The 9,146-nt window shown below is 36.0% G+C and carries 5 protein-coding genes and 1 pseudogene; 3 read left to right on the top strand and 3 right to left on the bottom strand.

Annotation, left to right across the window (positions count from 1 at the left end; all coding sequences use genetic code 11):
* From F6K22_RS02985 to psbU, 3 genes and pseudogenes are all read left to right on the top strand, one after another.
* Positions 1-248: pseudogene (locus F6K22_RS02985) on the top strand (hypothetical protein); the annotation flags it as partial.
* A 451-nt stretch (positions 249-699) separates the two neighbouring features.
* Positions 700-858, top strand: coding sequence for a hypothetical protein (locus F6K22_RS02980; protein WP_293093073.1), 159 nt, complete (start codon positions 700-702; stop codon positions 856-858).
* Positions 859-1,045: 187 nt separating this feature from the next.
* Complete coding sequence (psbU, locus tag F6K22_RS02975; RefSeq protein ID WP_293093070.1) at positions 1,046-1,474, top strand: photosystem II complex extrinsic protein PsbU; 429 nt, start codon at positions 1,046-1,048, stop codon at positions 1,472-1,474.
* 786 nt (positions 1,475-2,260) lie between these two features.
* On the opposite strand, the gene F6K22_RS02970 is transcribed toward psbU, so the two are convergent.
* The 3 genes from F6K22_RS02970 to btpA all read right to left on the bottom strand — a co-directional run bounded on the left by F6K22_RS02970 (position 2,261) and on the right by btpA (position 7,679).
* Positions 2,261-2,515 carry a hypothetical protein gene (locus F6K22_RS02970; protein WP_293093068.1) on the bottom strand — a complete coding sequence of 85 codons (255 nt, stop codon included), beginning with the start codon at positions 2,513-2,515 and terminating at the stop codon, positions 2,261-2,263.
* Positions 2,516-3,472: 957 nt separating this feature from the next.
* Positions 3,473-5,638: a CHASE2 domain-containing protein gene (locus F6K22_RS02965; RefSeq protein ID WP_293093066.1), complete on the bottom strand. Its 2,166-nt coding sequence runs from the start codon at positions 5,636-5,638 to the stop codon at positions 3,473-3,475.
* 1,168 nt (positions 5,639-6,806) lie between these two features.
* A complete protein-coding gene (gene btpA, locus F6K22_RS02960; protein ID WP_293093077.1) occupies positions 6,807-7,679 on the bottom strand; it encodes a photosystem I biogenesis protein BtpA in 873 nt (290 codons plus the stop codon).
* Positions 7,680-9,146: the final 1,467 nt, after the last annotated feature.

Below are 9,146 nucleotides of genomic sequence, written 5' to 3'. Positions count from 1 at the left end.
TGTTATCTTATAAAGCCAAGATGGTAGGCATAAATGTAATTCTTACAGAAGAATCTTATGCCTGTGCATCAAGTTTTATAGATAATGATTTGATTCCTGTTTACAAGAAAGGTGAGAAAAATCAAGTCACTTTCTCACCGAAAAGAATAAAGCGATGCAGCGCCTTCACGCGGGGGTTTCCTCCACTCGCTGTTGCATCAAGACAAAGAGGAATGCAATCGCAGTGCCAGCAAAAGATTAATCAATGAGTAAAGTCAACGGTTCTCTAAACATAATGAAAAAAGCAGCTCCCTTTTGTCTTTGACTATGGGATAGAGGAGCCAGTGCGTTGGGCGGGTCCCCCGACAGTCACGCAACTGGCGTGGTGTTGTAGTGCCTCCTGCGGAGGAGCTTCGCTAACACGAGCGTCAGGGTAACGCCTGCAATGCAGGAGGATTAGTCATATTTGACTATATTTTTATCAACTATTTATCCCATCCCTTTTCATATTATCACGCGAAGTTATTTGTCTTAATTTATAAGACAAAAGTCTTCCAAGAAAGAGGAAGCTTTAGACCCAAATTATCGGAAAAAAACAACACAACAATCTGGTAATATAGCCATAGCGATAAAGCGCATAATGAAAATCCTAGAGGTATAGTGCCTCCTTCGGACACACTTTTCTTATGGAAAGCTGCGAAACGCGTTTCATATCGCGTAGTGAAACTTAAAACTCGAAAAACCTTTGCTGGAGGTCAACCACAAACCAAGGCAAGTGATGGTGGTCAAAGAAATTGCTGCGCATTTAAGTTGTCTGACTGGGGGCGCTTGGTGGATATTCAATCAATTGCCTGTAATATCGGTCTTGGGGAAAATTAGGCTTTTTAGAGCCTTTTCTAGTTAAGGCCGGATTAAGATAGGAAACTTGAGAAGTGACTCTGAAAAATCCTGCACCAGAAGCTTTGCGTTTGACTAAGCCAAAGTTTTACTAAAGGCTGTTGCAGTCAGCAAAGGTGTTGGAAGAATTTCAAAAGCTGTGTGTATAAATATTGGGAGAAACACAATAATGAAGCAAATAGCCTTAGTGCTAGCAATATTTGGGTTATGTTTGGGTTTTATGGGACTACCATACCACCAAGCTCAAGCAAGTAACTTAAATCTAACTACATGGACTTCTACATCAATTCTAGCAGTAGAATCTGGAAAGGTTAATAAGGCAGACAAAAAATTGGGAGAGATTGGTGGTGAAAAGCTCGATCTTAACAACAGTCCTTTGCGAAGCTTTCGGAAATACCGGGGAATGTTCCCGACTATAGCTTCGATGATAGTAGACAATGCTCCTTACAAAAAGGTAGAGGATGTACTAAAAATGCCTGGTCTAACTGAAAATCAGAAAAAGCTTTTAGAAGCAAATCTTGATAATTTTAAAGTTACTTCACCTAGTGATGACTTTAATGAAGGTGACTATAGATTAAATACTGGTTCATACGACTAAAGGCTAAATATTAAAAATATTAGTCAGTTTTTAATCTTGCTGTGTAATAATTGATTAAAGATTGGGGGTGAACAGGAATAGAATTTATTAAATTCCTAAATCATCAGATTGGGAACTTTTTCCTACACCCCTAAAATTAGTATGTATTTAATACAATGTATAAGTACCTAGGCGAAATTAATTACACATCCCTATCCCACCAATCTACTCTTGCCTGTTGCATCTATATACCCCCCATTCCCTTGCGTCTGTCGCCGACGTGGAGTTGAACCGGTATTGCCTCTTGCCTTTTTCAACTAGGAAATTTTTTTGCACGACACTATTAAATATAAATTTTTCATAGGGTTCAAGAACTATAGTCAAGCTGAAAATTAAAACTATTTCAAACTAGATTTATATTTATTAAGTTTTTCACTGAGAACTAACTGTTGATAATTTCAGAGTTTATGTAGTATTTTGAGCGATAAAATTTGATGGTACTTGGCAGAAAAAAAATAACTAATATTTAATTCTAGAATTTATCAGTCTACTGAGATATATTTGTTTGTTTGGGTCTGAGCAATGCAGATAACTTAAAAGCTTTTGTCAGTAGGTAGGTTTGATAGGGCTATTTAATAATCAATTTTTTTTGCCATTATTTTTTCAATTATTCCTACTTATAATTATAATCTAAGTTATTAATCTAAATTTTATAAGTCGGAATTTTAATTAGAAATTGAGATGAGATTTAGACTATTCAAGAATAGCCAAACTAATATTTTAAATGGAGACTGATAGATATAAGATTTAGCGTCCCCCTCCACCTTCTTCTGTCTTTGGTTTCCCGTTATTCTCAGGTGCAAATTCTTCTTCTTTATAAACAACGGTAGAAAAAATAGACTTCTCTGAGAATGACTGGAACAAAGAACTCCGAACATCTGTATCAACTTGATGAGGGTAATGGCTTGTATTTGGTACTGCCATTACTTGTTTGGGTCTGATATTTAAGCTGAAATTGAAAGTTAAGAAAGTTATACTTTGTATAAGTAGTAGAGTTTTCATAAAAGTTATCCCCTGATAGCAAAATAGATATAGAAAGACTATCTAGATTGAGTTACTTGCCTGGCAATTAAACCGTTTACTGATTAAATGAATTGGCACATACTTATAGACATTTGTCTATTTGTCCCTGTAAACATCAAGCCAACGATAAAAACTTTGGATTATAATAATATTATATCAGTATATACACTGATGTATCCAATTTAAATAAACTGGATATTAATAAATTTTCATAGATATGTCCAAAATTTTAGCTAGATCAAACCTGGTATTTGATGGCCATGGGTTTTAGTTACTAAATCTGGAAATATGGTCAAGCCCAAGTCCAAGCCAAAACAAAACTATTCACTGAGCTGTATAAAAATTCTTTAATCAAGCTCCACAACAGGAAACTTTGACAAATTGCTGCAGTAAGAAATTGTTTGTAAACGAAATATATTTGTCAAGGGGATACGCGATGTGCAACTTTCTACGGAATAATCAGCGTTTCTGGTTCAAGAGCGGAAAGTCTGGTTCTCACAACTCCCTAAATTTAGTTGGTTGGAAAAAATTGCACAGGGCGTAGGGGATATAAAAAAGGGCATGGGGAATAGGTAGCAACTTAACAGGGGTGTGACAAAAAACCTAACTATTTGACGTTCTAACTGTGGGGTTTTGGTCGTCAAACTTATACCCTTTGATCTAAACACTAAGATTTTAATCCATTGCCCTATTCGAGCTTTTATATTTAGTTGATGAAAAGTCTCTAAAATATTCAATTAATCTCATAAATGATTATAGGCTTTCTCATATTAATGAGGCACAGTATTTTTTCTCTTCCCTATTCCCTATTGCCTGAAATCAAAAACTTGTGTATCTCACCAAGGGTGAGAATTGCTATATCCAGAAATTAATAATTTATTGCTGGGTTTAACTTGTTTTAAATGAGTATCAATATCTAATCAAGTTTTTATTTAATCAACGTTGTTTTTTATGTTTTTTCTTGTCTTCGTACATAGCACTATCAGCATGATTAATTAGTTGGTCAATCTCTTCAGCATCGAGAGGATATAAACTAATTCCAATACTCGTTCCCACAGATAAAGTATTGTTTTCTAGTTTGAAAGGTTGATTAATTGTATGGCAAATTTTTTCAGCTACCCTGGATGCCCCAAGTTTTCCTGGAATACCTGGTAAAATTACAGTAAATTCATCACCTCCAAGTCGAGACACCGTATCACTTCCTCTTAAGCACCCTTGGAGTCTTTTTGCTACTTCTTTTAATAGTAAGTCTCCTATAGCATGACCCAAAGTATCATTAACAGCTTTAAATCCATTAAGGTCTAGAAAGAGTAAACCGACCATTTTATCGTTCAAATTTGCCCACTCAATAGCTTGACTCAAACACTCATAAAATTGTTTACGGTTAGGCAATCCCGTGAGAGGATCGTGATTAGCCTGATGGTGTAAACTATCTCCTAATTGCTTCAGTTGGGCATTGTCTAGCTCTAATCTTGCTGCTGCTTCTTTCAGGTTTTCCTCCATTTTTTTGCGTTCGGTAATATCTCTAATTACTCCTACTAGAAATAAATTTCCTGCTGCATCTTGATGAAGAGTTCTTTTAGTAGCAATTATATGGCTAATTCCCTGAGCATCTGTAAAATATTCTTCATTTTCCTGTTCTTGATGAGTTTGAAATACTAACTCATCTTGTTGCCAAAATACATTAGCTTCATTGGGAGGAAATAATTCATAGTCTGTTTTGATTAGTAAGTTATCTATAGGATAGCCGATAAATTTACCATAAGCTTCATTCAAGACAATACGACGATGATATTTATCTTTAACAAAAATAGGATCGGGAATTGCATTAATAACTGACTGTAAAAATTCTGTAGATTTCTGCAACTCTTCTCTTAAGTGAGCAAGATGAAACATAATCATAGAAGCAGATCCAGTAAGAGCCAAAATGGGTGGAATTACAGGCAACCACCAACCACCATAAATAAAGCTAACATAAAAAATTCCTGTAATACTAATACCGATAAATAGTGTTATTAAAATAGATTTTCTGGGTAATAGTAATTCCCAGCTTAGGTTAGCACCTATCCAAGAAAAAACAATAATCAATAGCCATTCTACAGGTTCAGGCAAAACTTTAATGTTTGCTCTACCATCAAGTGCAGAACTCAAAATCTGACTCAAAAAATTAGCTTGTAGTTCTACACCAGATATTTTTTGTGGGGCGCTAAATAAACGAGTGCTATAAGAATAGATGTGCAAATCTTTGACACTGATAGCAGTATAACCAATAAGAATAATCCGATCTTTGAATAACTTTGGAGAGATGTTCCCAGATAGTAAATCATTCATTGTAAACCTATGAAAGCGACCTTTTTTTCTGGGATTTGCTAAAAATTGATAGCCACCTGCATCAGCTCTAATATAAGCTCCGTCATTTATTTTAAAACGATAAAATACTGCTTGACCTAGCTGCAAATAACTAGGTTTATTAGCTGGTTTTGGCTTAATTCCTTCTACTTTGAGGTAATTTAAAGCAAGTTTTAGAGGAAAACTGGTGCGAAAATTGCCATTTTCTAGGTGCATATACAATAAACCACGACGAATTTTCCCATCAGCATCTATTACGAAGTTATTAAAACCTATTTGCTGTTTTTGCTCCAAAATACTAGGAGCTTTAATCCCTAAATTATTGTCTGTTCCTATTTTTTCAATACCAATTATATTAGGAATATTTTCTAGGGCTGTTACTAATTTTTGATGGCCTGGTTCTTGAGGTAAATCACGATATATATCTAAACCAATAGCGCGAGGTTGAAGAGAATGTAACTTTTGCAGTAATTCAGCTAGTAATTGATCGTTAATGGGGTAACCATACTTTTGTATATCTGCTTCCGTAATTCCTACAATTACAATACGAGGGTCTAATGGTTCTGTAGGTCTTAGACGAAAAAAATTATCATAAAGTGCCCATTCCCAAGTTTGCAAAAGACCTAATGAGCGAAAAAGTATGACGATGCCAGCAGAGGTTGATGCTGTTATTAATACTCGGCTGTTTTCTAATAGCCAATGCTTAATAGTTTTCAGGATGGAATTTTGATGTCTACCGAAAAGTTTAAACATTTGTCAGTAATATAAATAAATAGCTATTTTTAGGGAAAAACTAGCTCTCTATTAGCAGAACCAGAGATTCTATATACACCCCATCATTAGTTAAATTGTGATGTTTGATTTACCATTATAGCTTATAGATATTTACAACAATATTCTCTCCTGAATTGGAATAACACAATAGATACAGTAGATTGCAAGTTTGTGAGGTACAGAGTACGAAAACCAAGTAAAAAAATTTTGTAGATGTACTAAATTAATTGTACTTTGATTTAGCTGAAATCTTTTGTATTCCTCTTTTGTCAATGTCGGATAACTATAATAATAGAAATAAATACTTTAAATCTCTGCAAAGTAGGTTCTGAAAATGGATGTAGAGTTATAAATTATGTCAGCTTATTTATCTCAATTAGGATACATAAATTTAGAGATAATATGCTTTAAGTTTAGACTATAACTTTAGCTTTCTGTTGATTGTATAATTCTGGCTAGATGAATAAAAGTGTAATCAATACCAGTTCAGCCTTTCAGGGGTTTTTCCAAATTTAAAAAGTGCAAGGTTTTTGGCTCAAGTAGTCTCAAAATGCTAATATTTTTCCCTGAACATCAAAAAATTTGGCCGTAGCAGATAGTCTAAACTTTTGCCTGTTCCCTGTTCCATGTTGCCTATCATCACCATCAGAATTTTTCAGCAAATCCTAATTACTTAAGATATTTAGTTTTAGGACTCCAGGGAATAGGGAATAGAAATTAGTATTAAACTTTACCTCACTATCCAGGCGCGGTTTTCCAAAATGTTGACTTGCATTGCTTCTGCCTCACAGGAGTGCGCATTCCCTCTCTTGGTCAGCGTTCCGCAAGCGAGCTGTCGGCGGCGCGGGGTCTGACCGCTTGCGTCTTGCCTCTTGTAGAGGAGCTGCCTCTTGCAGAGGATCTCCGAAGTGCGCTAACGCCGACGCGGGGTCGCACCGCTTCTGCCCTCTTCCTTCTGCCTTTAAGCCAAAATCTCTGTATTATATGTTAATCAAAAGTGCTATAATCTCACCGTTAAATCACAGATTATAACGGGAGTTCTCTAGCAACATTTCCTGATAAATCAAATGGTGGCGATCGCCACCATGATTTGACTTGACCACCGATTAATTCCAGGAATAGAGTTTCGGTGAATAACAATTTATATTTAGATTGTGTTGATAGGGGAAGGTGAATTTCTAGTTTCTGCTTCCCGATTCTGATAATCTTTTCCCTTATTTGATATAGTCCGCCGAGTTGCTTCCACAAACTGACTCACACGAATAGGATCTATTGGTTGGTCTATTTTGCCATGTCGCTTGAGGGAGCTAGACACAATGACCCCATCTGCAGCTTGCATCAAGGTAGAAATGTTTTCCCAGTTGGCACCACTACCTATAAATACTGGCGTACCTACTGCTGCCGCACTAGCTAATTCTAAATCTTCCAAACTAGGGGGACTCCCCGTGGCCCAGCCGGAGAGAATCACCCCATCAGCAAGACCACGTTCAATTGTTTCTTGGACGGCTGTCGTTAGATTTGGCGAACCCAAGGGTCGAGCGTGTTTGACTAAAACATCTGCCAAGATTTTGATATCACTACCCAGTTCTCGACGATAACGTAAAAGTTGATGTGCTATACCTTCAATTAATCCTTGGTCTGTGGCCATAACTCCAGTCAGGACATTCACACGGATAAATTGTGCTTCCACACAAGAAGCGATCGCCATAGCGCTTTGGCCATCATTACGCAAAACGTTAATCCCTATTGGTAGGGAAACCAAGTTCATAATCTTTTGTACCAATAGTGTCATGGCACTAACTACAGCCGGATCGACTTGGTCTTTAACAAAAGGAGCATCGAAAAAGTTTTCTACTATAATGCCATCTACACCTCCTGATGCAAGGGCTGTGGCTTCTCTTTCTGCTCTACTGATAATAGCTTGGAGGTCACCTCCCCAAAGGGGTGAGGTGGGCAGAGGTTGTAAATGTACTACCCCAATGATTGGATTTCTAGTTTTAAATATTTGCTTTAAGTCCACGGGTTTACCTGAAACCACGGTTATTTGACATCCTCTCCGGCGGTTAGACAGAGATTTCTACTGAGCCGTAGCTCTTCGGTGGGTTGACGTTTCACAGGGTGCTGCAAGCTTGGCGCTAGTCTGACGCTTCCCTCCGCGTCTGTTTAATGTCTCGGATTGCCCACCCGCGACAATAATACTATAGCTTATGTCCTCCTAACTTAATCAATCAAAAAGTCGCCCTAGAAGGGCGAGGCTTCAAACCCATTTTTTCAGTGATGTTCACTCAGCATTAACCGCAAGGGGTATAATGGAAATTTATCAACTTAGGTTTTAGCTTTCTGCTTCAAGGGCTGACTAATGTCTAAGGCTCCACAGACAGCAATGATGAGAACCACCGCTGTTTAGTATCATAAATTATAGGGACTTACAAGGAAGCCCCATATGAGTTCTACCTTCTTCACGGGTTAATGCTTGAATTGCTCAATTTAACGCCATACTAGTTAGTTGTTGTCTATTTGCTATTACAGGTGCTTTTTACCACTACTCCTGATACAAATTATTTTAACATATTGTCGGGATCTTGAAGTACCATTGCTGGCAATTCCCTTCCCTTTATAATGTTTGATTTTAAGGGAGTTCCTTTGCTGGATCAAGAAGGATAATTAAACCAACTTACTTATTCCATAGCTAAAAATATACTAAAAATTTGATTTCTGTATTGCAATTTTAAGTAAAATCAAATTTTACTTAAAATTCTCTTAAAAAGTATCAAAAAATTGCAAAAAGACTATACTCAACAGTTATTGTCTAGAAGCAATTGAGTTATAATTTATTTGTGGTTGGATATTATATATAGTAATTATGATACTTGTGAGGTCTAAGGTTTTAGGTTTTAGATAATATTTTAAGTTGGAACAAGGAAAAGAACAAAAGAAAGACAACTGTACTTCACAAAGAGTGAGAAATACTATATAGTTATCCTATTTTTTGTTGTAATTTTTGTAGAAGTTGGGAGTCGGTATAATTGAGTTATAATTTATTTGTGGTTGGATATTATATATAGCAATTATGATACTTGTTAGGTCTAAAGTTTTAGGTTTTAGGGAACACCTTAAGTGGGAACAGGAACAAGAACAAAAGAAAGAAAACTGTACTTCACAAAGAGTGAGAAATACTATATATTTATCCTATTTTTTGTTGTAATTTTTGTAAAATTTGGGAGTTGGTATAATTGAGTTATAATTTATTTGTGGTTGGATATTATATATAGCAATTATGATACTTGTGAGGTCTAAAGTTTTAGGTTTTAGGGAACACCTTAAGTGGGAACAGGAAAAAGAACAAAAGAAAGACAACTGTACTTCACAAAGGGTGAGAAATACTATATATTTATCCTATTTTTCGTTGTAATTTTTGTAAAATTTGGGAGTTGGTATAATTGAGTTATAATTTATTTGTGGTTGGATATTATATATAGCAATTATG

This window comes from Okeania sp. SIO2F4 (genome assembly GCF_010672385.1).
Classification (GTDB): domain Bacteria; phylum Cyanobacteriota; class Cyanobacteriia; order Cyanobacteriales; family Microcoleaceae; genus Trichodesmium.
This window is presented reverse-complemented; position numbering and strand designations above follow the sequence as displayed.

Bases quoted from the DNA above. Each gene is read 5' to 3' on its own strand.
- F6K22_RS02965 (WP_293093066.1), bottom strand. From the start codon at position 5,638: ATGTTTAAACTTTTCGGTAGACATCAAAATTCCATCCTGAAAACTATT.
- psbU (WP_293093070.1), top strand. From the start codon at position 1,046: ATGAAGCAAATAGCCTTAGTGCTAGCAATATTTGGGTTATGTTTGGGT.
- F6K22_RS02970 (WP_293093068.1), bottom strand. From the start codon at position 2,515: ATGAAAACTCTACTACTTATACAAAGTATAACTTTCTTAACTTTCAAT.